The organism is Vibrio sp. 1727 (genome assembly GCF_033344415.1).
In the GTDB taxonomy this organism is placed as follows: domain Bacteria; phylum Pseudomonadota; class Gammaproteobacteria; order Enterobacterales; family Vibrionaceae; genus Vibrio; species Vibrio alginolyticus.
The window spans coordinates 1-549 of the sequence record NZ_JAWPOT010000565.1; the positions used below are offsets into that span (position 1 = coordinate 1).

Annotated in this window: 1 protein-coding gene; it reads left to right on the forward strand. The window is 42.8% G+C overall.

The genetic code is table 11. From position 1 onward, the window contains the following. A partial coding sequence (locus tag R8O10_RS26965; protein WP_318192192.1) for a DUF444 family protein occupies positions 1–549 on the forward strand: 549 nt, incomplete at both ends.

Sequence of the window (549 nt, forward strand, 5' to 3'; positions counted from 1 at the left end):
GATAAAATCGAGCGTCCAAAAGGTGGAGGTCAAGGCAGTGGCTCTGGTGAAGGTAATGCGAGTCCAGATGGCGAAGGCCAAGATGAATTTGTGTTCCAAATTTCAAAAGACGAATACCTGGATATTCTGTTTGAAGACTTAGAGCTACCGAATCTAGAAAAAAATCAAATCGCTAAAATTACGGAATGGAAAACTCACCGAGCAGGTTTCCAAACCGCGGGGATCCCTTCCAACATTTCCGTTATTCGTTCATTGCAGCAGTCATTAGCTCGTCGAACCGCCATGACTGCAGGCAAAAAGCGACTTCTTAAAGAACTCGAAGACGAGTTGACTCGCATCAAAAATATTGAGCCAGCACAACAACTTGAAGAAAATCGTCTGAAAAAGGAAATCGAAGAACTGCGCAAGAAAATTGAAAATGTGCCGTTCATCGATACTTTCGATTTACGTTTTAAAAACTACGAAAAACGACCAGTCCCTTCTAGCCAAGCCGTGATGTTTTGTTTGATGGACGTATCTGGTTCTATGGATCAAGCGACCAAAGACATC